23 protein-coding genes and 1 riboswitch are annotated in these 26,686 nt (G+C 45.9%); of the genes, 15 read left to right on the top strand and 8 right to left on the bottom strand.

Annotation, left to right across the window (positions count from 1 at the left end; genetic code table 11):
* Window positions 1-117: 117 nt before the first annotated feature.
* The 6 genes from PV783_RS03840 to PV783_RS03815 all read right to left on the bottom strand — a co-directional run bounded on the left by PV783_RS03840 (window position 118) and on the right by PV783_RS03815 (window position 8,710).
* Window positions 118-3,300 carry an efflux RND transporter permease subunit gene (locus tag PV783_RS03840; protein WP_420987174.1) on the bottom strand — a complete coding sequence of 1,061 codons (3,183 nt, stop codon included), beginning with the start codon at window positions 3,298-3,300 and terminating at the stop codon, window positions 118-120.
* 41 nt (window positions 3,301-3,341) lie between these two features.
* Window positions 3,342-4,412 (bottom strand): efflux RND transporter periplasmic adaptor subunit, encoded by a 1,071-nt coding sequence (locus PV783_RS03835; protein WP_420987172.1) that lies wholly within the window; start codon window positions 4,410-4,412, stop codon window positions 3,342-3,344.
* 45 nt (window positions 4,413-4,457) lie between these two features.
* On the bottom strand, window positions 4,458-5,813 hold the full coding sequence (locus tag PV783_RS03830; RefSeq protein ID WP_079471625.1) for a TolC family protein: 1,356 nt from the start codon (window positions 5,811-5,813) through the stop codon (window positions 4,458-4,460).
* A 24-nt stretch (window positions 5,814-5,837) separates the two neighbouring features.
* Window positions 5,838-6,452: a TetR/AcrR family transcriptional regulator gene (locus PV783_RS03825; RefSeq protein WP_079471624.1), complete on the bottom strand. Its 615-nt coding sequence runs from the start codon at window positions 6,450-6,452 to the stop codon at window positions 5,838-5,840.
* 9 nt (window positions 6,453-6,461) lie between these two features.
* A complete protein-coding gene (locus PV783_RS03820; protein ID WP_420987170.1) occupies window positions 6,462-7,067 on the bottom strand; it encodes a TetR/AcrR family transcriptional regulator in 606 nt (201 codons plus the stop codon).
* Window positions 7,068-7,450: 383 nt separating this feature from the next.
* A complete protein-coding gene (locus tag PV783_RS03815; RefSeq protein ID WP_079471793.1) occupies window positions 7,451-8,710 on the bottom strand; it encodes a pyridoxal phosphate-dependent aminotransferase in 1,260 nt (419 codons plus the stop codon).
* A 386-nt stretch (window positions 8,711-9,096) separates the two neighbouring features.
* Between PV783_RS03815 and dnaN the strand changes: the two genes are divergently transcribed.
* From dnaN to PV783_RS03800, 3 genes are all read left to right on the top strand, one after another.
* The gene (gene dnaN / locus PV783_RS03810) at window positions 9,097-10,215 is read left to right on the top strand and encodes a DNA polymerase III subunit beta (protein ID WP_079471622.1); all 1,119 of its coding nucleotides are present in this window, start codon (window positions 9,097-9,099) and stop codon (window positions 10,213-10,215) included.
* A gap of 346 nt (window positions 10,216-10,561) precedes the next feature.
* Window positions 10,562-11,395 carry a sterol desaturase family protein gene (locus PV783_RS03805; RefSeq protein WP_420987169.1) on the top strand — a complete coding sequence of 278 codons (834 nt, stop codon included), beginning with the start codon at window positions 10,562-10,564 and terminating at the stop codon, window positions 11,393-11,395.
* A gap of 53 nt (window positions 11,396-11,448) precedes the next feature.
* Window positions 11,449-11,700, top strand: a complete 252-nt coding sequence (locus tag PV783_RS03800; protein WP_079471620.1) for a hypothetical protein — start codon at window positions 11,449-11,451, stop codon at window positions 11,698-11,700.
* Here PV783_RS03800 and PV783_RS03795 read toward each other — a convergent pair.
* Entirely contained in the window at window positions 11,697-12,173 is a 477-nt protein-coding gene (locus PV783_RS03795; protein ID WP_079471619.1) for a lipocalin family protein, read from the bottom strand. The two genes, PV783_RS03800 and PV783_RS03795, sit on opposite strands and share 4 nt — an antisense overlap.
* 63 nt (window positions 12,174-12,236) lie before the next feature.
* Window positions 12,237-12,345, top strand: a riboswitch (TPP riboswitch).
* Between the two features lie 52 nt (window positions 12,346-12,397).
* On the opposite strand from PV783_RS03795, the gene thiS reads away from it, so the two are divergent.
* The 7 genes from thiS to thiH all read left to right on the top strand — a co-directional run bounded on the left by thiS (window position 12,398) and on the right by thiH (window position 18,511).
* Entirely contained in the window at window positions 12,398-12,601 is a 204-nt protein-coding gene (gene thiS, locus PV783_RS03790; RefSeq protein ID WP_079471618.1) for a sulfur carrier protein ThiS, read from the top strand.
* An 84-nt stretch (window positions 12,602-12,685) separates the two neighbouring features.
* Window positions 12,686-14,542: a phosphomethylpyrimidine synthase ThiC gene (gene thiC, locus PV783_RS03785; protein ID WP_420987168.1), complete on the top strand. Its 1,857-nt coding sequence runs from the start codon at window positions 12,686-12,688 to the stop codon at window positions 14,540-14,542.
* A 34-nt stretch (window positions 14,543-14,576) separates the two neighbouring features.
* Window positions 14,577-15,233 carry a thiamine phosphate synthase gene (locus PV783_RS03780; RefSeq protein ID WP_420987167.1) on the top strand — a complete coding sequence of 219 codons (657 nt, stop codon included), beginning with the start codon at window positions 14,577-14,579 and terminating at the stop codon, window positions 15,231-15,233.
* Entirely contained in the window at window positions 15,209-15,961 is a 753-nt protein-coding gene (locus PV783_RS03775) for a hydroxymethylpyrimidine/phosphomethylpyrimidine kinase (RefSeq protein ID WP_420987166.1), read from the top strand. The genes PV783_RS03780 and PV783_RS03775 overlap by 25 nt, the downstream gene beginning before the upstream one ends.
* Complete coding sequence (locus PV783_RS03770) at window positions 15,958-16,590, top strand: thiamine phosphate synthase (protein WP_111577150.1); 633 nt, start codon at window positions 15,958-15,960, stop codon at window positions 16,588-16,590. Before PV783_RS03775 ends, PV783_RS03770 begins: the two co-directional genes overlap by 4 nt.
* Window positions 16,578-17,351, top strand: a complete 774-nt coding sequence (locus PV783_RS03765; RefSeq protein WP_079471613.1) for a thiazole synthase — start codon at window positions 16,578-16,580, stop codon at window positions 17,349-17,351. The genes PV783_RS03770 and PV783_RS03765 overlap by 13 nt, the downstream gene beginning before the upstream one ends.
* A 29-nt stretch (window positions 17,352-17,380) precedes the next feature.
* Window positions 17,381-18,511, top strand: coding sequence for a 2-iminoacetate synthase ThiH (gene thiH / locus PV783_RS03760; protein WP_420987164.1), 1,131 nt, complete (start codon window positions 17,381-17,383; stop codon window positions 18,509-18,511).
* A 401-nt stretch (window positions 18,512-18,912) separates the two neighbouring features.
* Here thiH and PV783_RS03755 read toward each other — a convergent pair whose 3' ends face one another.
* On the bottom strand, window positions 18,913-19,368 hold the full coding sequence (locus PV783_RS03755) for a ferritin-like domain-containing protein (RefSeq protein ID WP_079471611.1): 456 nt from the start codon (window positions 19,366-19,368) through the stop codon (window positions 18,913-18,915).
* Window positions 19,369-19,624: 256 nt separating this feature from the next.
* On the opposite strand from PV783_RS03755, the gene PV783_RS03750 reads away from it, so the two are divergent.
* From PV783_RS03750 to PV783_RS03730, 5 genes are all read left to right on the top strand, one after another.
* Window positions 19,625-19,777, top strand: a complete 153-nt coding sequence (locus PV783_RS03750; RefSeq protein ID WP_142684433.1) for a lmo0937 family membrane protein — start codon at window positions 19,625-19,627, stop codon at window positions 19,775-19,777.
* 199 nt (window positions 19,778-19,976) lie between these two features.
* The gene (locus PV783_RS03745; protein ID WP_420987163.1) at window positions 19,977-21,122 is read left to right on the top strand and encodes an esterase-like activity of phytase family protein; all 1,146 of its coding nucleotides are present in this window, start codon (window positions 19,977-19,979) and stop codon (window positions 21,120-21,122) included.
* A 45-nt stretch (window positions 21,123-21,167) separates the two neighbouring features.
* Complete coding sequence (locus tag PV783_RS03740; RefSeq protein ID WP_420987162.1) at window positions 21,168-21,611, top strand: copper resistance protein NlpE; 444 nt, start codon at window positions 21,168-21,170, stop codon at window positions 21,609-21,611.
* Between the two features lie 122 nt (window positions 21,612-21,733).
* Window positions 21,734-23,335 carry a DUF6377 domain-containing protein gene (locus PV783_RS03735; RefSeq protein ID WP_420987161.1) on the top strand — a complete coding sequence of 534 codons (1,602 nt, stop codon included), beginning with the start codon at window positions 21,734-21,736 and terminating at the stop codon, window positions 23,333-23,335.
* Window positions 23,336-23,725: 390 nt separating this feature from the next.
* Window positions 23,726-26,677 (top strand): SusC/RagA family TonB-linked outer membrane protein, encoded by a 2,952-nt coding sequence (locus PV783_RS03730; protein WP_420987159.1) that lies wholly within the window; start codon window positions 23,726-23,728, stop codon window positions 26,675-26,677.
* The last annotated feature ends 9 nt before the right edge of the window (window positions 26,678-26,686 follow it).

Raw genomic sequence — 26,686 nt, 5'->3', positions numbered from 1 at the left:
ACCGGGTTGTGAAAAGGAAAGAATTTATTGTTAATATCAAAGAAATAAGAAAGCCGGAGTATGAGTACTCCGGCTATTACCTAAACCTACAACTGTTACACTGTTAGTAACATATCTTTAATTCGAATGAATTTCATTTAAAGGCACTTCTTCATAAGAGGCCACCATACGCTGCCTGATGTAACGTTTGGTAGATAACCTGCCCATTCCCAGCTTCGCCATACCCATGTCTACAATCATATACACCACCGGCACCACGATCAGGGTGAGGAACATGGAGCTCATCAAACCTCCGATGATAGCCCACGCCAAACCATTTTTAATGGAGCCCACACCGCCTGTTGCCAATGCAATAGGCAGCATACCGATTACCATCGCAATGGTAGTCATCAGGATAGGACGCAAACGTGCGTGGTTGGCATGGATCAGCGCCTGGTAAGTGCTTTGGCCCTGCTCTTTCATCTGATTGGTAAAATCCACCAGGATGATCGCATTCTTCGCCACCAAACCGATCAACATAATGATACCCATGATGGTAAAGATGTTCAGCGTATTATTGGTGAGTGCCAGTGCCAGTAACGCACCGATGATCGCCAGCGGAATAGAGAACAATACCACGAAAGGATAGATGTAGTTGTCGTACAACGCCACCATGATGAGGTATACCAGTACAATGGAAATCAGCAATGCCGCGCCCATCGTACCAAAGGAGTCGCCCTGGTTCTCTGCATCACCACCAAAAATATAACTGATGCCGGTTGGCTTATCCATTTTTGCCAGCTTGTCGGAAAACTCCTGCGTAACGGTACCGGAAGGACGACCCATTACCTGCGCCTGCACAGATACAGAAGTGTTTTTATCCCTTCTTTCCAGGTGGCTTGGTCCGGAGCCTTCTGTTATCACTGCAAACTGCGACAACTTGATCAGCTGACCTTTATCGTTAATGAACTGTATATTGGATACGTCTTCCAGGTTCTTACGGTTGAAATCATCAAAACGGATGTTGATATCGTATTCATAATCACCCTGACGGAACTTTACTTTAGAGTCATCGGCTGTACCACTGAAAGCGGTTTGCATGGTACCACCCACGGCATCAAGCGTGAGGCCCAGTGCGGCCATCTTATCCCTGTCTACCTGCACATTAATTTCCGGGTTACCATCTTCTACCGACAGCTTTACTTCTGTAGCACCGCTGATAGTTTTGAGTGTATCCATCGCTCTTTTGGCGTAATTCATTACGCTGTCAAGCTCTGTACCCATTACCACCAACTCTACCGGCGCCCGCTCTGCGGTACCCAGGATACTTACGTCCGTGGTTTTTACTTTCACACCAGGTAAGATACTTTTCAGTTCTTTTTTGATCTTGGCGGCGTAGATATCGGAAGCATCCACGCGGTGTTCCGGCCCCACCAGCATGACGGTGATCTCCGCTTTATAAGCGGTTGATTGTGCGTTACCAAAACCATCTTCACTGGTTTGACCAACGGTAGTGATCAAACGGGTAACTTCCTGTTTTTTATTGAGATATTTTTCTGCGGTGCGGGTAGCCAGGTTGGTTTGTTCTACAGACGCATCCTTTGGCATTTCCAGCATTACGATGAATTGTCCGCGGTCGCCTTTAGGAATAAACTCTCCACCGATGTAGCCTTTACCTACCAGCATGAAAGAGGCAATCAATAAACCGACAGCAACAGCTATGGTAATCCTTTTATGACCCAGTGCCCATTTCAGGATGCTGGTCATCCAGTTGGTAAACTTCTGCAGCTGCGCTTCAAACCAGAGAATGAATTTCTCAAAAATATTCTTACCGGTAATATGTTCCAGCTTACCAAAGCGGGAGGATAACAGCGGCACAATCATAAAGGACGACAACAAACTAAGCATCGTGGAAATCATTACCACCACGCAAAACTCACGCAGGATCTTTGATACCAGCTCATTCGTTAAAGAGATGGGCAGGAACACCACCACAATTACCAGCGTAATAGAGGTAACAGTGAAGCCTATCTCTTTTACGCCATCGAACGCAGCACGGACACGGTTCTTACCCATTTCCATATGCCGGTAAATATTTTCCAGCACCACAATCGCATCATCCACAAGGATACCTACCACCAGCGACAAGCCCAACAACGACATGAGGTTGAGCGAGAAGCCCATCAATTTCATACCGATGAATGTAGCGATGAGGGAAGCCGGGATAGAGATCATTACAAACAACGCACTGCGGATACTGTGCAGGAACAACAGCATTACAACCGCCACCAGCACTACTGCCAGGATCAAGTCATGTATTACTGAGTCGGCAGATTCCAGCGTAAAGTCGGAGGAATCATTTGCTACCAGCATCTTCAGGTCGTTCGCGGCATAGTCTTTTTCAATTTTACTGATCGCCTTCTTCATCTCTTCACTCACAGTTACCGCGTTGGCATCCGTTTGTTTCTGCACCTGCAGGGCAATCGCACTAACGCCGTCTACACGGGCAATACGATCCACATCTTTCTGCGCGTCCTGCACATCGGCAACATCTATCAACCGCACCTGTGTACCATCTTCGGTTGTTTTCAGCACCAGGTTACGCAGCTGGTCAACGTTTTTATATTTACCTGCCAAACGGATCAGGATCTGTTCATTGGCCGTTTTTACCTTACCGGTTGGGAAGTCCAGGTTGGCGTTGGTGATCAGCTGGCGCAGCTGCAGAATAGATAAGTTGAAAGCCTGTAATTTCTTTGGATCTACGTTTACCTGTATTTCGCGCTCCTGGCCACCAATCAGTGATACCTGGGCCACGCCCGGTAACCGGGATAATAAAGGCTGCAGTTTTTTATCTACCAGGTCATAAAACTGTTTGTCGTCCATTTTAGCGGTGGCAGACAATGTCATGATCGGAAGATCATCCAGGGAGAATTTGTTGAGAGATGGCGGCTTGGCATCTCCCGGCAGATCTGCCAGGATAGCGTTTACTTTGCGCTGTGCATCCTGCAGGGCAATATCCACATCTGCATCGTTGTTCAGCTCAACGGTAATAACAGAAAGACTTTCAGAAGATTTGGAAATAATCTTTTTGATCTTTTCCATAGATGCTACCGCATCTTCGATCTTCTTGGTGATGGTACTTTCCACCTCGTTAGGGGAGGCCCCAGGGTATACCGTAGAAATAGTCACGATCGGGGAGCTGAACTTTGGCAGCAGCTCGTAGTTCAGCGATTTATAACTCATCACGCCCAGGAGGGTGAGGATGGTAAACACCACCACTACTATCGTAGGTCGCTTAATTGATACTTCAGTAATCTTCATGTTGCAAAAATTTGGTCAAACACCAGATACATTTTCCTCGCTTACTTTTTGCCGTTCTGAGCCACTACAACAGCGCCTTCAGTCAGGTTGATCTGGCCGCTGGTAATCACGGTGTCACCTTCGTTTAGCCCTTCCCGTATTTCCACCTGGTCGCCAACGATGCGGCCGGCAACTACTTTGCGTTTCTTTGCCACATTACCATCCATTATATAAACGGTGTTACTGTTTACGCCGCCTACAAATGCGGTGCGTGCAATGAAAATTGTTTTAGCCGCATTGGGGTCTACGAAATGCGCAGTACCATACATACCTGCTTTCAGGTCCTTTCCGTCGATATTGCGCACTTCCATTTCTACCGGGTAGTTGAGGGAGTTATCGCCTTTTGCAGCTATAAAGGTGATGGTGCCTTCATACTGGGTTTCAGGGAACACGTTGGAAGTAACCTGTACTTTCTGACCGGTTTTAAGTGTTACCACTTGTCCTTCCGGCACAGATACCGCCAGTTTCAACCTGGATACATCCACGATGTCGAACATCTTATTGCCTATAGAGAGGTACGCGCCCTGTTCTATGTATTTTTTATTGATAATTCCGGAGATAGGTGCTTTCACATACGTATCGCTTACGCGGCGGCTGGCCGCTTCATAGCGCGTTTTTGCGATGTCGTACTGCAGGCGGGCATCATCCATTTGTTTCTGGGTAACACCACCTGTCTGGAACGCGCTTTCGTATCTTTCTTTATCTACTTTCAGCTGGTTGAGGTTAGCTTTTGCAGATTCGAGGTCGGTGTTTAAAAGCTGACCATCAATGTAAGCAATGGGTTGTCCCTGTCTTACCACGCTGCCTTCATCTACCAGCAGTTTGGTGATACGGCCGGCAGTTTCAGCGAGGTACGACAGTTCGCGTACCGGCTCAAAGTTGCCATTGGCCAGGAAGCCCTGGGAGAAATCATTGCGGGATACTTTCTGTACCAGCACCGGGATGTCGCCGATATTGCTTTGTTTTACGAATTCTGTTTTAGCCTCGTTCGCTTTTTTGTTAGCGCCAAGTTTCCACATGATCAGTACTACTGCACCTATTGTCACCAAGCCCCAGATTATAAACTTTTTCATCTGCAAAATAGTTTGTGTGTTCTATCGTTATTTTCGTTTATACGTTTAGTTTAGGAGGTCTTTTAAACTTCCTTTACTTTTTATGATCTCCAGCTCTGCCAGCTTGTATTGCAGCAGGGCTTCGTTATAACTGTTTTGTGCGTCTGCCAGGGAGGTTTCCGCGTTCAGCAGATCCGTTAAGCCAGCCAGGCCGAGTTTGTAGTTATTCTGTGTGGAATAATACACTTCGTTGGCGAGGTCCATGTTTTCCTTTTGCGTAGTGATGGTAGATAAGTTGCTACGCACCATCAGCTTGGCATTTTCGTAATCTGTGTTGAGGGTGAGCTCTGTATCTTCCAGTTGTTTGCCCAGCTGACGCAGGGTTACGTTAGCCTGACTAACTTTGGAGCGGCGGCCGAAACCATCGAAGATGGGCACTTTCAGCGTTAAGCCGATAGCTGCTGCGCCAAACCAGCTGGTAGAATTGGAAGGGTCTTTTGAGAAAGCGAATTGCTGGCTCATCCCGTTATAAGAATATCTTCCGAATAACGACAATGACGGATAATTCTCTGCCTGGTAAGCTTTCTTCTGGAATAACTGCAGTTCTTCCTGTTTCTTCAGTAGTTTATATTCCGTTCTGTTGGCGAGATTGATATCATCATATTGTAACACGCCTGCAGCTTTGTTTTCAATGTCTTTCAGCGAAGCCGGCGGCAACAGGAAAGTAGATTGCAGCGGCATACCCATTACCCGTTTCAGGTTGTTGGTTTGCGTTGCATATTGATTCAGCAGCTGGGTACGTTGCGTCATGTTGTTAATGAGATTCACTTTGATACGGTCCAGGTCAATTTTCTTTGCCAGGCCGTTATCGAATTGTGATTTAGTGGCGCTTACCAGCTGTGTGAGCTTTTCAATATTACTGTTGATGGTAATAATTTTCTCCTGTGTTACCAGCAACTGGTAATAGAGTTGTGATACATTATAGATCACATTCTCCTCGGATTGTTGGGTTTGCAGCACGTAATACTGTTCGCCGGCCTTGGAGGCTTTCAAACCGGTAAACACTGCCTGATTAAAGATCTGCTGGCTCAGTTCTGCGCCTACGGTAGCATTGTACTTCACCCCAAAAGCCACCAGTATGGAGCTATCCGGTTTACCAAATACAGCACCGGGGATGAGCGATTTCTGCAACATCAGGTTGTCTGTATAAGAGGCGTTACCATTCAGTTGTGGTAAAGCCTGGGAGCGGACTTCCTGGGTTTTGTATTTACCCATTTCTTCGTCCATTTTGGTTTTGGCCAATTGTTTATTATTGTTCAATGCAAACTTCAGCGCTTCCTGTAAGGTCAGCTGCGTTTGGGCATAGCCGTTATATACCCCTATCCCCATGAGGAGGACAAGCGTTAACTTTAATCGCTTCATAAAATAAATCTTAGCGTAGTAGTTTTATTCTTCTTCTTTTATTTGCAGGTACTGGTTTACCAGTTTATGTCCTCGGATGGTGGCGATTCCCAATATAAAGTGGGCGGTTACCTGTTCCATTACCTCATGCATTTCAAATTGATCTGCGGGGTATTGTTCCGGGTCAAAAGCTGCCTCCAGCTGCAGCTGGCGCATGCGTGCTACAATATCTATATGAAGGTTCTGGCGGTATAGGCCCTCCGCCATTCCTCTTTTTAAATTCTTCTTGATGTTACAGAGCATGCTGTCCGACTTAAAACTCTCGATGCTGCGCCAGGTATCCGGATGGTATTTCTGGATTTCATGCAGCATCACCGGGTTCAGGGTTTTAGCCATATTGGTGATGTACTTCATGTTGCGCACCAGTTCTTCGATGGCGTTGTCTGTGGTTTGCAGACATTCATGGAAGTAGTTAATATGGTTCGTCAGCAGTTGCTGCATCCCTTCGTCTATCAGCGCCTGTTTGTCTACGAAATGCTCGTATACTGTTTTTTTGGAGATCCCGCAGTCGCGGGCAATATCAAACATAGTAACCCCTTTCACACCGTACGTTCTGAACATCTTCAGTGCTGTTTCCAGTATCCTTTCTCTCACCACCATGATTTCCGTTTAAGCTTTTATTCCGTTTATGAAAATTTCGAGTAGTTGTTTTTGTTTCTCTATCACCTCGTCCATCATTTCTTCATTCAGATCCATGTCTTCCCGGATATGATCCGGTACGGAGAAGCGCAGTCCCATACTGGCCAGTACCAGCAGTTCTGCGGTTTGTGCAGGATCTTTTACTTTAAATTCTCCTGAGGCAATACCTGCTTTAATGATGGCTGTATGGATATTGAATTCCCTTTGTTTTGCCTTCTTCTTTTCTTCGAGGAAGAGCGCAGAGTTATCCTGTAATATTTTAAATATTTCCAGCCGGCAAAATTTGCTGATAAAATCTTTCCGGAGATCTATGATATTATATAATGCTTTGGCTGCCGATTTCACATGTACCGCTTCCTTTTCCATCTGCTGGAAATAGGCTTCCGCAATTCTTTCCAGCACAGCAAGGTGCATAGCTTTTTTGTCGGGGTAATAATAATACAGCGATGCTTTAGAGCAGTGAAGGTCATCTGCTATTTCGTTCATCGTTGTTTTAGAAGCGCCATAGTGAGTAAAACGCTTCAGAGCCGCCTCCAGGATCTTATCCCTCATTTCATCTTTAGCTTCCGTGTGCATTAACTTTTTGACTTTTTTAGTTTCAAGGTCAAAATTAGGAAGTTTTTCTGAAATAGTAACCGAAGTTGTCCTTTTAACACCTATTTAACTTTTCGAAGAGAAAAGTCAGAAAGTCAGGATGGGGAGATTTGAGCAGGCAGGGGATCGCCTTCGGCGCTGAAATTGTCTTGAGCAGGATTAAACTGATTAGGCTGATTTCACTGATTTGATTACGTTTTGATTTTATAAAAGATTATTTTATAAAAGATTAGGGGAGATAGAAGCGGGTATTTTCGCTTCTATCTCCCCTAAATATTAAAATCAAAACGTAATCAAATCAGTGAAATCAGCCTAATCAGTTTAATCCTGCTCAAGACAATTTCAGCGCCAAAGGCGCCACATCGCTATTTCAGTTTTTCGAGCGCAGCCTGCAGCTTCTCAAACATAGCAGGGATCTCTTCTTTCACGCAAGTACCTACGCTGAGGCGGTACCATGGAGAGTTTTTAGCAGATCCGAAAGCATAGAACGGCACCAGGGCTATTTTAGCTTCATTAAGGATGTAGGAGGTTACAGCAGCCTGATCTGCGAGCGCAGTGCCATCTGCCGTTTGTTTGCCTACCAGGTCAAATTTAACGGTAAGATAGATCGCCGCCTGCGGAGCAATGGCTTCCACTTTATGACCGGCAGTTTTCAGTTTATCGAAGCCTTCGTAGATTTTCACCAGTCTTTCTTCGATTTCACCTTTAAAGTGCTGCAGGTATTTATCCACATTTTCTTTCTGTACCAGGTAGCGGGCAGCAGCTTTCTGTTCTGCCATCGGGCTCCAGGCGCCAACATGGGAAAGAATGGATTTCATTTTACCGATAACATGTGCGGGTCCTAACGCCCAGCCAACTCTAACGCCGGTAGCAGCAAAGGCTTTACTCATACCGTCGATGAAGATGGTATAATCCTTCATTTCCGGACGGAGGGTAACCGGGTTGTGGTGGTGTGTTTCACCAAAGGTGAGCACCCAGTACATCTGGTCAAACATTACGTAGAGGGGCTTTTCATCGGCGCCTCTGCTTTTGTTTTCGGCCAGTACCAGGTCGCAGATTTCTTCCAGTTGTTGTTTACCGAAAGCAGTACCGGTTGGGTTCTGCGGGGAGCAGAGGGCCAGGAGGGTAGCGCCTTTCAGTAGCGGCTTCAGTTCTGCAGCCGTAGGCATGAAAAAGTTCTCTGGTTTGGTTTCCAGTACTACGTGTTCCGCTTCCAGGAAGTGGGTATAGTGGTTGTTATTCCATGATGGAGTGGCGTAAACTATTTTTTCGCCACGGTCAACAATGGTTCTGAAAGTAGCATAAATGATAGGACGACCGCCACAGGAAATAACGATTTCCTTTGCAGGATCGTAGGAAAGCCCCTCACGCTCAGCTATAAAACCACCTACTGCCTGTCTTAACTCCGCGATACCATCGGCAGGAGGATAATTGGTCAGGTGCTCCTTATAGGCTGTTATGATTTCCTGTTCAAATTCAACCGGGATAGGAAATACCTTCGGGTCAAAATCGCCAATCGTGAAGTTGTATATCTTCTCACCCTTGGCCTGTTTCTCCTTTATTTCAGCTGCTAACTTAATGATTTCGGATCCAATCAACGTTTCGGCTAAATGAGACAGTTTCATAACCTGCTTTTTTTTGTTGGTTTGTAATAATTTTTCAGCGCGGCAAAAGTAACCGATTTGAAGATAATTTAAAAGAATAGGGAAATTCTTTTCACTTCCGTTAATAAATAGCACTTGTTATTGCATCTCATCTAACCAAGAGGGGCTTTTTTATTCTTTCTGTTTAGTATTATACTAAAAAGAAATATATGAATGACTGCAAATCGTTGTGTAAAACCACGTTATCTTAGTGTATAAGATGTGATGAAATTAGGGAGAACGACAAAACTTTCTATCTTTGTTTACAGTACATTTGACCTTTTATGTGAGGTGCCGGGAGAAAATCAGGGCAGCATGCCCTTAAGGTTACCCTTCAACAAAAAATGATAAGCAAACTTATATAAACCATGAAATTTATTGTTTCTTCCTCTACTTTATTAAAACAATTACAACAGATCAGCGGGGTTATCAATTCAAACACAGTATTGCCGATACTGGAGGATTTTATGTTCCTGATTGACAAAAACGAACTGACTGTAGTTGCAACTGACCTGGAAACTGTTATGCGGGTGAAGCTGGAGGTGGAAGCCAAGGAAAGCGGTCGGATCTGTATCCCGGCGAAGATCCTGATGGATTCCCTCAAAAATCTGCCCGACCAGCCGCTGACTTTCCACATTGACCTGAACTCCTATGCAGTGGAAATCACTTCAGACAATGGTAAATATAAAGTGATGGGGGAAAACCCGGAAAACTTCCCGAAAGAACCGGCTGCAGATGATACCACCTCCTTCACAATGGCTGCTACCGGCCTGGTTACCGCCATCAATAAAACCCTGTTCGCCGTGAGCAACGATGACCTGCGCCCTGCCATGACAGGCGTGTTCTTCGAACTGGCTCCGGACAGCCTTACCTTTGTTGCCACCGATGCACATCGACTGGTGAAATATGTAAGAACAGACGTAAAATGCCCGCAGGCAGACAGCTTCATCGTACCTAAAAAACCGCTGAACCTGCTGAAATCAGCCCTGCCTGATAACGAAACTGAAATTAAAGTAGCTTATAGCCAGAACCACTTCTTCGTACAGCACGAAGGCGCACAAATGATCTGCCGCCTTATTGATGCCCGTTTCCCTGACTATAAGGTAGTAATACCAAAAGATAATCCTTACCGCCTCACCGTGGTAAAAAGCGATTTCCAGAACGCCTTAAAACGCGTAGGTGTATTCGCCAATAAAAGCACTAACCAGGTAGCTTTAAGCATCACCGGCAGCGAACTCCAGTTATCCGCACAGGATGTGGATTTCTCCTTTGAAGGTAACGAACGCATGAACTGCCAGTATACCGGCGATGATATGCAGATTGCTTTTAATGCGAAATTCCTCATTGAAATGCTGAATGCTGCTGAAGGAGATGAAATTTCCATCGACCTCGCTACTGCCACCAAAGCAGGTATCCTCAGACCTTCTGAAAAAGAAGAAAATGAAGACCTCCTCATGCTGGTAATGCCGCTCATGCTGAACAACTAACCACAGTTGTTAGCTAAATGCTAAAAAGATAAATACTTATAGCTAAAAACTTATACATAAAGCAATCTCTGACAAAGAGGTTGCTTTTTTCTTTGCCTGTGGCCCAAAAGACACCTTTTTATATTCCCCAAATAGTTGTAATTTTTATCCGGAATCAGTGGTTGGAACACACCCGAAGGTTCAGGACAGTAACGCAAGGGTAATAACAGTAATGCATATATGTTTACTGTGTATTACAGTTAAGATCACATCCCCATATCATATCCACTGCAGAGATTTTGTTGGCCTGGTTAAGGAGAACCACACAGCACAGCATAAGAGACCGTTATATATATTTTACCATCATATGGTAAGTTTTTTTGAAAATATTCCGTCAGTATACCGTACTGCCATCCTGGTCAGCGGACTATTGCTGTTATGGATCATTGAGGGCATGGCGCCCCGGTTCCGTTTTGGCAGCAACCGCTACCGGCATGCCGGTACCAATCTCTTTTTTACATTAACCACGGTGATTGTAAATACAGGGCTGGCATTCCTCATCGTAAAGGCTTCCCGGTGGACAAGCACCCAGCAGTTCGGTATCCTGTACCTGGAGCAGTTGCCGCTGTGGCTCCATACTATACTGGCACTATTACTGCTGGATTTTATAGGGGCCTGGCTCATACATTGGGTACAGCACAAAACCGCCTGGATGTGGCAGTTCCATAAAATTCATCACATAGATACACAGATAGACGCCACCACTGCCCTGAGACACCACCCGGTGGAAAGCCTGCTGAGAGTAATAGCCCTCTTTACTGCTATTATGATTCTCGGAGTGCCCTTCTGGATGATCATGTTATACCAGAGCTTATCGGCTTTTATGTCGCAGTTCAATCACGCCAACATCCATTTGCCCAAATGGTTGGATAATGCGCTTAGCTGGGTCATTGTATCGCCGGATATGCATAAGGTACATCATAGCCATTACCAGCCTGAAACAGACGCTAATTATGCCAATATATTTTCTATATGGGATCGCCTCTTCGGCACTTTTGTAAAAGTACCGGATACGCTGGCGATCAGATACGGACTGGATGAATACCAGGACGCCCGCTACCAGGAAATAGGATCCCTGTTAAAAGTGCCCTGGGAACACGATAGGGTGATGAAGGAAAAAATCAGTAGTCAACATAAATAAATACCTATTTGCAAATAATTATTCCTTCACCTGTTTTTTAAATTCGAATATATATGCAACACTCAACAGCATTAACAAAAACAGCCTGTATATCAGCGCTCATCATTGGTGTACTGTCGGCAGCTTTCGCTTTCAGTACCCACACACCTTCCTATGCAGTTACCGCCGGCTCAGTAGCCATAGTAATAGGTCTTGTTTCCCTGTATATAGGAAGAAAAAATATTGACGATATGCAGCTCGCTGCTGCCGGCGTATTTATGGCGGTGGTAGCCTGCCTGGTAGGACTCTGGCAGCTATATAATTAATTGCTTCTATGGTATTTTTCCACGTAGCCTTCGGCGGCTTTTACCGGAAACAATACAAGCGAAGTATCTGACAGCTCTTTTATAATTGTTGTATCCACAATAGTGGAGGTATCTTTTACGCCTTCGGAGTGATTCCACAACAACAAGGTGTCATGTGTCAGCAACCATTTTTCGTATACCAGTGTGTACATGTTAATGGATCTGGCAGTTCCGTTCTTTCTTAGCTGGAAACCCTGTGTTTCCTTGTCCAGGCCCGCTACGGGCTGTATCCACTTTCCTATGAGCTTAGCTGCATCAATATGCAGCGTATCCGCAACAGCAGCAATGCTGTCAGTAATGCCGGCATTACTGCTGTCTGCGATAATACTAACCAGGCTGCTATCATCCTGTAATTCTTCCTTCTCCACCTCCTTCTTACTCTCCTTACAGGCAACCGCCAGTATCAATAAACACATTAAACTGAATCGTACCATAATTTAAAAATACACAATTCATCATTTGTAATGTAATTTTTAAATATTTCCATTACTTTTACATCTACACTTTAGGGGTGTTTATCCAATTAACTAAAAAGGATAAACTGAGATGATACCCTCAGTACCTGAAGCAGTTCATACTGCCGTAGGGAAAAGTAACTGAACCTTTCTCATCTTTCCACATCCTTAAAGTTTATTGTTTCACTTAAATTCCAATTAACATGGAAGTGCATGTAAACAATAAACTTTATGCGGTGCAGCCGGGAACTACCATCGCTGCACTCTTACAGTTTATTCAGATCTCTGCTCAAAAAGGCATTGCAGTGGCCGTCAACAACCAGGTGATACCAAAAACCTCCTGGGAAAACCAACCACTATCTGCAGCCGATAATATTACTATTATCCGGGCTACCCAGGGCGGCTAAACCCTGTATTTCATTTTTCGTATAGTCTTTTCCGTGATCATTATCACGGAACCGGCATTTCTATCTCTAAAAAAACCAGATATCATGCATAATCAGCCCGTGGCACTCAGCCGCACACCCTTTCCTGCCTCAGAGAAAATATATGTGGACGGAACCATCCACCCCGTGAAAGTAGCCATGCGCAAAATAACGCTCACGGATACACGTATTCATGGAAAAAATGGCGATGCCGTTCCCAATGCACCGGTAGTAGTATACGATACCAGCGGCGCCTTTTCAGATCCGGACATTCATATTGATGTAGCTACCGGCATTCCGCGCATCCGTGAAACATGGATCAACGACCGGAAAGACGTGGAGCAACTCCCGGAATACACCAGCCCGTTTGTAAGAGAGCTGATGAAAGAAGGCGGGAAGATGCCGCTCATGAGCCACACACATAAACCCCTGCGTGCGAAACCCGGGCAAAATGTAACCCAGTTGTATTACGCACAACAGGGCATCATTACACCCGAAATGGAATACATCGCCATCCGGGAAAATCAATGTGCTGATCAGCTGTTTGAACAAAACAACGCCCTCTGGCACCAACATAAAGGTCAGAGCTTTGGCGCCAATACACCCGTGAAATTCATTACACCTGAATTTGTACGCCAGGAAATTGCCGCCGGCAGAGCCATCATCCCCGCAAACATTAATCACCCGGAAAGCGAACCCATGATCATTGGCCGCAACTTCCTCGTGAAAATAAATGCCAACATCGGCAACTCTGCAGTTACCTCCAGTATAGAAGAAGAAGTGGAAAAAGCAGTGTGGTCCTGCCGTTGGGGCGCAGATACCATTATGGACCTGAGCACCGGTAAAAATATCCACGAAACCAGGGAATGGATTATCCGCAATTCGCCGGTGCCCATCGGTACCGTACCCATTTACCAGGCACTGGAAAAAGTAAATGGAAAAGCAGAAGCCCTTACGTGGGAAATTTTCCGCGACACGCTCATAGAACAGGCAGAGCAAGGTGTTGACTACTTCACTATCCATGCAGGCGTGCTGCTGAGATATATACCGTTAACGGCTAAACGCGTAACCGGTATCGTTTCCCGCGGAGGCTCCATCATGGCTAAATGGTGCCTGGCACACCACAAGGAAAATTTCCTGTACACGCATTTCGAAGAAATCTGTGAAATCATGAAAGCCTATGATGTTTCTTTTTCCCTGGGAGATGGATTACGCCCAGGCAGTATTGCCGATGCCAACGATGCCGCACAGTTTGCAGAACTCGAAACCCTCGGCGAACTCACCAAAATAGCATGGAAACATTCCGTACAGGTGATGATTGAAGGCCCCGGCCACGTACCGATGCACCTCATCAAAACCAATATGGATAAGCAATTGGAACACTGCCATGAAGCGCCTTTCTATACACTGGGACCTTTAACTACCGACATTGCACCAGGCTATGATCATATCACTTCCGGGATAGGCGCCGCTATGATAGGCTGGTTTGGCTGTGCTATGCTGTGTTATGTAACACCTAAAGAACATCTTGGATTACCAAATAAAGAAGATGTACGGCAGGGTGTAATCACCTACAAGATCGCCGCTCATGCCGCCGACCTGGCGAAAGGCCATCCGGGCGCACAGCACAGAGACAATGCACTTAGCAAAGCACGCTTTGAATTCCGCTGGGAAGACCAGTTCAATCTTGCGCTTGATCCGGAAACCGCCCGTTCTTATCACGACGAAACATTGCCTGCAGACGGCGCCAAAGTAGCACACTTCTGCTCTATGTGCGGACCCAATTTCTGCTCCATGAAAATCACACAGGAAGTACGTGATTTTGCCGCACAAAAGGGTTTGGAAGAAGAAGACGCTATGACCGCCGGCATGAGGGAAAAAGCCGCTGCCTTTGCTGAACAGGGAGGAGAAATCTACCTGTAAGTATAGCAGCATTAAAAACTAAATGCTAAAATAGTTGATCTGGATTATCACATCACCTGAACGGATACACGAAGAAGTGGATATCATTGCGGCCTTATTGGCAGCAGGGGTGGAGCGTGTGCTGTTAAGAAAGCCCGGATGGTCAACAGCGCAGTACACTGCGTTGCTGGATAAGCTTCCGCCGGAATGCTACAGCCGTATTCTTATCCGCGATCATGGCGCGCTGGCGGCCCGGTATGGCCTTGCAGGCGTGCACTGGAGCGGCGAAGGGATGCACCGGTTATTATCGGGTGCTATTGCTGGTAACGGAAAAACGGCGCCGGTTAACGGTAAAACGGAACTGCCAACCCGTTATCTATCTCCGGAAAATTTCAAAGAAAACAGCACAGGTATTCATTCAACAGATGGTATAACGTTAACGGACAAACGCTTTCAGGCATTGTTATTAAGCCCGGTCTTTAACAGTATCTCCAAACCCGGCTATCATGGCCGGCTGGAAGGAAGGCTTCCTGATAAAAACAACCGGCAGGTACTCGCTTTGGGTGGTGTAGATCATACCAATATACATTTATTAAGCAACTGGCATTTTGATGGCGCAGCTTTGCTGGGAGCCATCTGGAAAACACCGGCGCAGGCCGTGGAAAATTACTACCGTATACAGCAGCTATGGAACAAGAGCGACCTTACGTGATGAGCTTTGCCGGTCTGGATCCCAGTGGGGGCGCAGGTTTACTGGCAGATATCAAAACATTTGAACAACACAGGGTAAACGGCATGGGCGTTTGCACGGCGATTACCGTGCAAACACCGGAACAGTTTGTATCAGTGGAGTGGATACCGGTAACGCATATACTGGCACAGGCGAAGCCATTGCTATGCAATACGCATCTACAATATTGTAAAATCGGTATCATGCCGGATATACAGTCCTTGCTTGAATTGGTAAGACAGGTAAAACAATTATCGCCCGGTATACGCATTATCCTGGACCCGGTATTGAAAGCATCGGCAGGCTTTTCTTTTCACGGCAGCATTCACCAGCAGGCGTGGAAGGAGCTGCTGTCGGAGATTTACCTGTTAACGCCCAATTACGATGAGGCATTGCTGTTAACGGGACTTACCGACGGCGAAGCTGCGGCCCGGCAATTATCTGTGGGTTGTGCTGTGCTGTTGAAGGGAGGTCATCATAAAAATAAGCCGGGATATGATATGCTGTATACCGGCGATGTAATCCATACTTTCCCCCCGGTACTGAAAGAAGTATTTCCCAAACACGGTTCGGGCTGTGTGCTGTCCGCCGCCATCACTGCGGGTTTGGCACGGGGTTTTTCACTACAGGAAGCATGTGCTAACGGTAAGGTATATACGGAAAAATTATTAGCCAGTCATTCATCATTAACAGGATACCATCACATATGATCAGCAACTTACATTACATATCGCAATCATCACATACCGATAATATACTCGCCGCCTGCGATGCCGGCTGCAAATGGATTCAGCTTCGTATCAAAAATGAATCACCGGCCACGGTGTTGCCGGTGGCGGAAGCAGTGAAAAAGATCTGCGATCGCTACCAGGCATCTCTTATCATCAACGACTATCCACAGATTGCGGTAGCAGTAGCAGCAGCGGGCGTACATGTAGGCAAACTGGATATGACCGTTGCCGCCGCCCGCGCTATTACCGGCGATAAGATGATTGTTGGCGGCACCGCGAATACGCTTGCAGATATCCTGCAACACGTACAGGATGGCGCCAGTTACGTAGGTGTAGGCCCATACCGGTTTACTACCACCAAGCAAAATCTCAGCCCTATACTGGGGTTGAGTGGCTATCAATCTATCCTGCAATCTTTAAAAGAAAAAAATATAGGCATTCCCGTTATTGCCATTGGCGGTATCCTGCCGGAAGATATCCCGGCATTGATGGAAACCGGTATTCACGGTATTGCAGTGAGCGGACTGATTACCCATGCAACAGATAAACAGGCCGTTGTGAGCCAGATTCATCACCAGTTAAAACAATTATCTACATGGAGCCATTAATTATTGCCGGCAGGGAGTTTTACTCCCGCCTGTTTACCGGTACCGGGAAATTTTCTTCGCCGGAGGTGATGGAAAGCGCGCTGCTGGCCTCTGGCAGCGAACTGGTTACCGTAGCGCTGAAACGGGTGGAGATGGATAATAAAGCAGATGATATGCTGCGGCACCTGTCGCATTCAAGAATGCACCTGCTTCCCAATACCTCCGGCGTACGTACCGCCAAAGAAGCCGTATATGCGGCACAGTTAGCCCGCGAAGCACTGGAAACAAACTGGATAAAATTAGAAATCCACCCTGATCCCCGCTACCTGATGCCCGACCCCGTGGAAACATTGCTGGCGGCGGAAGAGCTGGTGAAACTGGGATTCGTGGTGCTCCCTTATGTGCATGCAGACCCCGTATTATGCAAGCGATTGGAAGATGTGGGCACTGCCGCAGTAATGCCTCTTGGCGCTCCCATTGGCAGCAATAAGGGATTGAAAACTTTCGATTTCCTGGAGATCATCATTGCGCAAAGCAACATACCGGTGATTGTGGATGCAGGTATTGGCAGTCCTTCCCATGCTGCGCAGGCGATGGAAATGGGCGCCAGTGCGGTGCTGGTGAACACGGCGATTGCCGTGGCCCGCAACCCGGTACAAATGGCCGCCGCCTTCAAAGCAGGCGTGGAGGCCGGGCGCATGGCCTATGAAGCTGGCTTACCTGTCAGCAGTCAGCACGCAGTGGCCTCCAGCCCGTTGATCGCATTTCTCGATGAAGCATAATTATTTTATCATCTTATTAATCCTTCCGTATGTTTAAAAGCATATTTGATCAGTATGAATGGAATGAGGTAAAAGCCGGTATCTATGCTAAAACAGCCAGGGATGTGGAACAGGCCCTGCATAACCAGCGCCGTTCACTGGAAGATTTTGCTGCACTTATTTCTCCGGCAGCAGCGCCCTACCTTGCCGAAATGGCGGCCATGAGCCAGGCGCTTACCCGGCAACGGTTTGGTAACACCATGCAGTTGTATATCCCAATGTATTTATCGAACGAATGCCAGAATATCTGTACCTATTGCGGCTTCAGCCTCGACAATAAGATCAGGCGGAAAACACTGAGCCCGGCGGAAATGCTGCTGGAAACAGCTGCCATTAAGGAAATGGGGTTTGAACACGTTTTGCTGGTAACGGGAGAAGCAAACCAGCTGGTAAGTACAGACTATTTTAAGAAAACATTACAACTGCTCCGGCCGCACTTCGCCAATATTTCGATGGAAGTACAACCGATGGATGAACAGGATTACCGGGAACTGACGGAGCTGGGACTACATGCCGTATTGGTATACCAGGAAACGTACCACCAGGACGACTATAAAAAACATCATCCTAAAGGACGGAAATCCAACTTCGACTACCGGCTGGAAACACCCGACCGGCTGGGACGTGCCGGCATTCATAAAATGGGACTGGGCGTATTAATAGGGCTGGAGGACTGGCGTACCGACAGTTTCTTTACGGCGCTGCACCTCGCCTACCTGGAGAAAAAATACTGGCAAACAAAATACAGTATTTCTTTCCCCCGGCTGCGGCCATTCTCCGGCGGACTAACCCCCAAAGTAGTGATGAACGACCGGGAGCTGGTACAGCTGATCTGCGCCTACCGGCTATTTAACCAGGAAGTGGAACTTAGTATTTCTACCCGGGAAGAGGAGAAATTCAGGAATAACATTGTGCATCTGGGTATTACGGCCATGAGTGCCGCCTCAAAAACCAATCCGGGTGGCTATGTGGTAGATCAGCAGTCGCTGGAACAGTTTGAAATATCTGACGACAGGAGCGCTGCCGCTATTGCAGACATGCTGAAAAAACAAGGATTTGAGCCGGTTTGGAAAGATTGGGATCCTGCTTTCTCCGGGGAAATAAAAAAGGTGGTTGGTTAGGCCACCTGATAGTTATTGTTGTTTTTCATGGGGAGGTTAAAAGTAATACAAGAGATACTTCTCTCAGTCCTGCCAAAGATAATGCAGGTCCTTTAATTCTTAAAGCACCCTGTCAAACTGAACAAAATGAACAAGAATGAGCTTGTTGAACAGAAGCGCTGTTTATTCGTTGTTTTCGGGGCCTGATTTCAGAAAAATCTCCCATATCACCGTATAAAAAAGGGCTGCTTCAAACGATGAGGAAGCAGCCCTGTACCGAAAATCCCGTAGTTGCCATATTACTTATCAATATAAGTATGATTGGAATTTCATGAATTCAAAAGTAATATGGCAATCCTGAACAACCGCTTAATGCGTTGATTTGAACAAAAAGAACAGACAGTATACGTCTGCACAGAATGCTATTGGCTCACTACATTGCGGTAGCTCTTGATCGTATCGTGTGCTTCCTTAAGGTTCGCCTGCTGATTACCAATGATTTCCCTCATGCTGTAGGGCATGGCTACATCCATGCTCAGGGCATCGGCGTAGGCGCGCTGTACAGCATCTTCCCCGTACTCACAGGAAGAAAACAGAGCATACCGGTCAGTACCCGTAAATGTGGTTTTTATGGCCATCCAGGTCCGGTATAGTTTTCCACTGACAGTGGTATCTGTTTCTGCATCTGCGCCCTGCGCTCTCAATAACAGGTTCAGTTCTCCTACATATTTTAAACTGTCGTTGATCATATGTTGAAACAGCGCTTTCACATCTGCATCATCACTGGCATCCTGCGCTTGTTTGTATCCTTCTATCCGGTCATTATTGATTTTTACGAGATCGCTTAAAAGTGTGACCAACTTTTCCTCTTGTAACATGATCAAAAATTTATGGTTAAAAAAATAGTCTTATGATATAACTATTTTATTTCCAAAAATGTGTCCATACTGTAAAACCCTTTATCATGAAGTATTTCCGGATGGAGAGGCTGCTATTTTCCGTCCTTTTTTTTCTCGGATGGTGGAGAAGGTTCCACAATAGAGCGGCGTCAGCAATGCAAAATAGCTGGATACAAAGCAATTATCTTATTGGCATAAATTTTCTAGTATAATAAGCGAATCAAATCCTTAAGACATGAACAGCCTTCTTTATTTAATTGCCGTAATTCTTATTATAGGATGGATACTTGGATTCTTTGTTTATTCAGCCGGTGGTTTAATACACGCCTTACTTGTGCTGGCTATTATTGCCATCCTTGTGAATATAATCAGGGGCAGGGCCTTATAGGATTACGCTGCACTTTATCCTTCCCTGTTTAATTGGTGATAACCATCAATTAAACAGGGAATTTTTATGTTTTCCAATCCCCACATTAAAATATACTTTACGTTTTTTAAACCCGCTTTTCGCCGTACCATGCGTGTGCATAACAAATCCTTCATGCAGTGTAGCGATCTGAATGCAGGAGATTTCCTAACTTGCCGCCATGAAAAAATACCTGCTTTTTCTGATCCTCCCTATACTGGCGGGCATCTTCAGCTGCAGCTCCACCCGTAAAACCGGTGCTGCTGCCAGGGGCATAGGCCAGTTAAAATTTATCGGTGAATATATTGTTCCGTATAATCTTCCTTTCAATGGTACCGTAACCGGTGGTTTATCCGGTATTGACTATGACGCAGCTACCGGGCAGTATTATCTTATTTGTGACGACCGTTCCGCGCTGAACCCGGCGCGCTTTTATACCGCGCGGCTTTACTTCTCCGACAAATCATTTGACAGTGTAAAGTTTACCGCCGTTACCACTTTACTACAACCCAACGGGCAGCCCTATCCCGATACCAAAACGAATCCTTCCCTTACGCCCGACCCGGAAGCTATGCGGTACAACGCCAAAAAGCAACGACTGGTATGGAGCAGCGAAGGAGAACGTATTGTAAACGAAAAAGATACTATTCTTACAAATCCGGGTATTTATGAAATCAGTATGAACGGGCAATACCTGGATTCATTTGCACTACCGCCGCAATTCAGGATGCATGCCACAGAGAACGGGCCTCGACGCAACGGCGTATTTGAGGGCCTGGGATTTACCCCCAATTATAAATACCTGTATGTGAGCCTGGAAGAACCCCGTTATGAAGATGGGCCGAGAGCCGAAGTGGGGCAGGGCGCTTATACCCGTATCCTGAAATTTGACAACAACACCCGTCAGCCGGTAGCCCAATATGCGTATAAACTGGAGCCGGTGGCGCATCCCGCCATTCCTGAAAATGCGTTTAAGGTAAATGGCATTTCCGATATCATGGTGCTGGACAATGATAAAATTTTAACTATTGAAAGATCGTTTTCCAGTGGTGTAAAGGATTGTACCATCAAGGTGTTTATCACCGACCTTAGTCATGCTACTGGTATCAGTGGTATTAATTCCCTCCGGGAGGATACCCGTTTCAAGCCGGCTGCCAAAACATTGCTGCTGGACTTTGCAAGCCTGGGAAAATATATAGATAACATTGAAGGCGTTACTTTTGGTCCTGTTTTGCCTAACGGACATCGAAGCCTGGTATTTGTAGCAGATAATAATTTTTCTGATAAAGAAGAAAACCAGTTTTTCCTGTTCGAAGTTATCCCATAAAAACAATAATGACCATCTGTTGTTATGATCAGAAAAACCTGCAATATGAAACACTTGCCATTATTGTTACTGTTAGTAATCTTTGCTGCGTGTCAGGGTTCCGGTACAAAAACCGGCCAGTCGGATAGTGCAGCGGTAAACTCTCCTTCTGATACTGCGTCCGGGGTTACTTATTCAGGAACGTTGCCTTGTGCTGATTGTGAGGGTATTGTTACAGAGCTGACCCTGCAAAAACAACCGGATGATCATTTCACGCTGAAAGAAACCTACCAGGGGAAGAACCAAACCTTTAACAGTGAAGGCGTTTATACAATTGTGCATGGTACCTCGGCTGATCCGGCAGCTACCGTGATCCACCTGAATCCTAATAAAGACAAAAACCTCCAGCGCTATTACCAGCAGGTAAATGAAAATGAGCTGTTATTATTAGACTCCGATCAGAAAACGATACAAAGCGGGCGTAATTACACCCTGAAAAAGGTGCTTTAATATTTAAGGAATATAAAAGGGACGTGAGGAGCCGGTTTAAAATAAACCGGCTCTTCACGTTATATCAAAAAAGTCGCTTAAATTTAGCGGTGACCTGTGACCTTTTATCATTCTAACTTATTATGAATCGAATTCCGGGCTATCTGATTTTATGTTTATTCTTCTCTATACATGCCTATGGCAAAACACCGGCAGACAGTCTTCTGAAGGAGCTGAACAAGGTGATGGCGAAATCGGCTGTTTATGATTCCCTTAAAATCCGTGGGATTGACAGCATAAAACGCACCCGGCAGGCGGCCGGTAATGATCCAGCGCGCCAGTACCTTATTTGCAGGCAGCTATATAATGCTTATAAGGTATTCAACTTCGATTCCGCATTTACCTATGCCCAGCAGCTGCAAGTATTGGCCGGCCAGCTGCATGATCCGGTATTATTAACGGACGCCCGGGTGAAGCTGGGATATGTTTTATTGTCGTCGGGCATGTTTACCGAAACCGCAGCTTTTATTAATACAATTGATCCCACCGGAGCCCCGGACAGTATCCGGGTGGAGTTTTTCCTGATGAAGAGCCGGTTGTATTTCGACCTGGCAGATTATAACCAGGATAAATATTATACCCCCACTTATATTAAAATAGCCAGTACATATGTAGATTCTGCCCTTCACCTGATGACACCCAACTCTGTTGCATATAAATACAACAAGGGGTTGCAGTTATTCAAGCTGGGGAACATTCCGGCAGCGCTGGCCATTTTCCCGGATCTGGACCAGCCAGACATTTCAGGGCGGCAATTGGCTATACTAGCCTGCACACTTGGGTCTATTTATGATGCTGCCGGCAATAAGGATACCGCTATTTGTTTGATGATCAGGTCGGCCATTGCGGATCTGCAGACTTCCACGAAAGAAACGATGGCCGCCTACAGCCTGGCCACCCTGCTTTTTGAAAAGGGCGATGTAAAGAATGCATCCCATTGTATTGAGCGGGCCATTTCGGAAGCCGTATTTTATGGCGCCCGGCAAAGAAAGGTAATGGTAAGTAGTATTTTACCAATTATTGAGCACGAACGGATCAATACCGCGGAAGAAAGAACCAGATCGCTGCTGATCTATGCCGCCATTGTAACCTTATTACTGGTGGCGCTGGTGATACTGGCCATCACCGTATTCCGGCAGGTACAAAAATTAAAAGCCGCGCAACGCATTATTACCGCGGCCAATCTTAAACAACAGGAAATCAACAACCAGTTACTGGAAGCCAATAAAATTAAAGAGGAGTATGTGGGGTATTGCTTTAATATCAATGCTTCCTATATCGGTAAAATAGAAAAGCTAAAACAGAACCTGGAGCAGAAATTAACTGCCAATAAGCCTGCAGAGCTAAAGTTTCTTGTAAATAATATCAATATCAGGCAGGAGAGGGAAGAACTTTTTACCAGCTTCGACCGGGTATTCCTTAAAATATTTCCACACTTTGTGGCCGGGTTCAATGCACTTTTTGATAAAGAGAACCAGGTGATCCTGAAAGAAAATGAACTGCTGAATACAGACATCCGGATTTTCGCCCTGATCCGTATCGGTATCAACGACAACGAAAAAATTGCCCGTATCCTGGAGTACTCCGTGAATACTATTTACGCCTATAAAACCAGGATCAAAAAGCGCGCGCTGATCCCAAGCGAAGAGTTCGAAGCCCATATTATGAACATTAAAGCCCTGTAAAAAGCAGGAAAAACTGTCTCACAACATTAATATATAAAATATTTATATACAATAATAACTAGCTGGTTATCAATATCATCCAAGATATAATTTTGGATTATTCGGCTTTATTTTCTATATTTTAACTGTAAAACTTGTTACCCTGCTGATTGATTTTTTACTTTGAATCAGTAGAATGATAAATACCAAATTCTAAATTCTAACTAGAGAACTAAAAACCACTAAAGAAGACAGAACGACCAGGGTCGATTCAAAAAGACAAACATTATCCACGTTGACAAATTGCGGGGCATCCCCGCAGACAACGCCTTATTTCCATTATTAAAATTTCACTGAAAAACATTTAATCCACGGAAGCAGTATTACGTGACTGCTTAAAAAATCCACTTTATGTTTAAAACAAGATCCATCAAGAATCTTTTTTTGTGCACATTGCTTTTGGCAATACAAGGTATTGTAGCCGCACAAAACAAGACCATTACCGGCAAGATCACTGACAGGAACGGCGTTGCTATCCCAGGCGCTACTGTTCAGGTAAAGGGTACTAAAAGCGGAACTTCCGCTGATGCCGATGGGGTTTTTAAAGTAACAGTACCTCCTGAAGCTTCCGCACTGATCATCACTTTTATAGGATATACCTCCCAGGAAGTGAGCATTGTGGGCAAAACAGCCGTAAACGTACAGCTGGCACAGGAAAATACGACCCTCACGGATGTGGTGGTAGTAGGTTATGGTACCACCCGTAAAAAGGACATTACCGGCGCTATTGCCCAGGTGAAAGCCGCCGATTTTAATAAGGGTATCACTTCCGCCCCAGATCAGCTGATCCAGGGTAAAGTATCCGGATTGATGATACTGAATAACAACGGTGCTCCCGGCGCCTCCGCCACGGTAAGGATCAGGGGTGTGTCTTCTGTCCGTACCGGCAACCAACCCCTTTATGTGGTAGATGGAGTTCCCCTGGATGGCCGTGTGGCGCGTCCTTCCCTGAGCCTCACGGGATTAGGACAAACACCGGACGCCAACCCGCTCAACTTTATCAACAGCAATGATATTGCTACTATGGAAGTATTAAAAGATGCTTCTGCCACCGCCATCTATGGTTCCCGTGGTTCAAATGGTGTAATCATCATCAATACCAAAAAAGGAGTAGCCGGCCCTACCGTAGTAGACGTAAACTATTCCGTAGGTATGAGCAACATCATGAGAAAGCTTGATGTACTCAATGCCGATGAATACCGTGCTGCTTTAAAGGAATACAATCTTTCCGGTGACGGCGGCGGCAGCGCCGACGGACTTGGCTCTATCCTCAGAACAGGTGTTACCCAAAATGTACAGGTGGCGATGAGTGGTGGAAGTGAAACCGGCCGCTACAGGGCATCCTTTGGTTTACAGGACCAGCAGGGTATTGTGAAGAAAACAGGCATGAAGAAATACACCGCCACCCTCAGTGGCCAGAACAAATTCCTGGAAAGCAAACAACTGGGAATCGATTATGGCATCATGGCGGCACAAACCAGCGAACAGTTAGCGCCTATTTCCAACAATGCCGGTTTCACCGGAAGTTTGATCGGCCAGGCACTGCAGTGGAATCCAACCTTACCGCTGACCAAACCGGACGGATCACTGAACATCCTCGCTAAAAACCAGGCGATCAACCCCATGAACATGTCGCAGGGTTATAACGATAAAGCTAACATCAGCTATATACTGGCAAGCATTTCCCCGTATTTCAAATTCAATGACAACTGGGAATACCGCATGATGTACAGCGTAAATCACCAGGTAGGACAAAGAAGGGCTTCTCTCGATTCTTCCATTAACATCGACCAGATATTGGGTCAAGGTATTGCCGCATATAATACGGCAGAACTGACTACTCAATTATTCAATAACACCCTGAGCTATACCAAAGAGTTCTCCACTGGCTGGAACCTGGGCGCAATGGTAGGGTATGAATACCAGAAATTTGCCTACTCCGGTGTGGGCCTCGGCGCCAGAGGGTTTCCTACCAATGCGGTAGATTACACAGACATCCTCCAGACACCAGACCAGGTGAATACCAATATGAACTCTTTCCGTAATCCAAGCTCTGAGCTGCAATCTTTCTTTGGCAGGGTAACGATAAATGCAAAAGAAAAATATATCCTCACCGCTACAATGAGGGCTGATGGTTCCAGTAAATTCGGCGCCAACAACCGTTATGGTTACTTCCCTTCCTTTGCCGCCAAATGGAATATTTCCAACGAAGGATTCATGAAGGATAACACCTTCTTCAGCAACCTCGGATTAAGGGCCGGTTACGGTATTACCGGTAACCAGGAATTTCCTGCCGGTGCAGCACAAGCCCAGTACGGTTTAACTACCGGCGGTAAAGCCAGCCTGATCAACGTACCAAATCCGGACCTGAAATGGGAAGAATCCAAACAACTGAACGTTGGTGTGGATTTCGGATTTCTCAAAGGCAGGATCAGCGGTACCGTGGATTACTTCCTGAAAAACACCACCAACCTGTTGTTCAGCTTCCCGGCTATTCAACCGGCTCCGGCCTCCAGCTACTGGATCAATTTACCGGGTAAAGTAATGAATACCGGTGTGGAACTGTCGCTTAAAGGAAATATCATTCAGTCTAAAAGCTGGTTATGGAACCTGGGCGTAAATGCTACCTGGCTGAAAAACGAAATGTCGGGTTATTCCGGTCCAACTGTTAATACCGGTTCTATCGACGGACAGGGCGTATCCGGCGTAACCTCACAGCGCCTGGCTAACGGTTATCCGTTAAATACTTTCTATCTCCGCAGATTTGAAGGCTTCGATGATAAAGGCGTGAGCATCTACTCCGATAACGGTAACACCCTTTATTACATGACTAACCCGAATCCAAAAGTATTACTGGGTATCAATACAGAAGTAGCCTATAAAAAATGGAGCCTGTCTGCCAGCTCACACGGCGCCTTTGGTTTCCAGGTGTATAACAACACCGCCAACACCGTATTACCAATCGGTAACCTGGGCTCCAGGAACATTGCGAAAGCACTGGTAGGTAACGGAGAAGCACAAACTAACTCTCCGGCCGCTTCTTCCCGCTACCTGGAAAACGGCAACTTCCTGAAACTGGATAACCTCACCATCTCCTACAACTTAGGCCCGGTAGGTAAAGTATTCAGAGCTGCTGCCGTATCCGTAACCGGTCAGAACCTGTTCGTAATTACAAAGTATACTGGATTTGATCCGGAAGTAAATACTGATAAAAACATAAACGGCGTAAGCTCCTTTGGTATCGAGTATTCTCCATACCCAACTGCAAGAACCTTTATGCTTGGTGTACAGTTTACCTTATAATCTACTTCT

The sequence above is a fragment of the Chitinophaga sp. CC14 genome (assembly GCF_048957795.1).
GTDB classification, from domain to species: domain Bacteria; phylum Bacteroidota; class Bacteroidia; order Chitinophagales; family Chitinophagaceae; genus Chitinophaga; species Chitinophaga ginsengisegetis.
The sequence above is the reverse complement of the archived record's forward strand: the minus strand, read 5'-3'. Positions and strand labels throughout refer to the sequence as shown.